This window comes from Bradyrhizobium sp. AC87j1, assembly GCF_002936975.1.
GTDB classification, from domain to species: Bacteria; Pseudomonadota; Alphaproteobacteria; order Rhizobiales; family Xanthobacteraceae; genus Bradyrhizobium; species Bradyrhizobium shewense.
Window position 1 is genome coordinate 1 of the sequence record NZ_PTFE01000281.1, and the last position, 582, is coordinate 582.

The window sequence follows — 582 nt, forward strand, 5'->3', positions numbered from 1 at the left end:
ATTCTTCGAGTCCAATTTCTGGTACATGTGGCAGACCACCTTCGCGTTCCAGCCCTGGCACAGCGCGGTCGAGCTGAAGCGCTATCTGCACCGCTTCATGAACGAGTTTCCGCGCATCGAGACGCTCGCCGGCGTCAAGCGCACCGTCTACAATCAGTATGACGCGATCGTGCGGCCGCTTGCGGATTGGCTGAAGCGGCAGGGCGTGCAGTTCGTGCGCGGCACGCGCGTCACCGACATGGCGATCGAGCGCGAGGGCGGACGCTTGCGGGTGCGCCAGCTCGTGCTCGATCGCGACGGCCGCATCGCCAATGTCCGGCTCGAGGACGGCGATCTCGTATTCTTCCAGAACGGCTCGATGACGGACGCCTCGAGCCTCGGCACGATGACAGAGCCGCCGCCGCATCTGACCAAGAAAGACAGCCAGGGCTGGGCGCTGTGGGAGACGATCGCGCAGGAGCGTCCCGAATTCGGCAATCCCGCCGCGTTCAACAGCTCGATCCCCGAATCCTATTGGCTGTCCTTCACCGTCACCTGCCGCGATCCACTCTTCTTCGACCGGATGGAGGCGTTCTCCGGCAA

1 protein-coding gene is annotated in these 582 nt (G+C 63.7%); it reads left to right on the forward strand.

Annotated elements, in window-relative coordinates; translation table 11 throughout:
• Positions 1-582: oleate hydratase (locus CV770_RS41325; protein WP_201760275.1), on the forward strand; the 582-nt coding region annotated here is incomplete at both ends.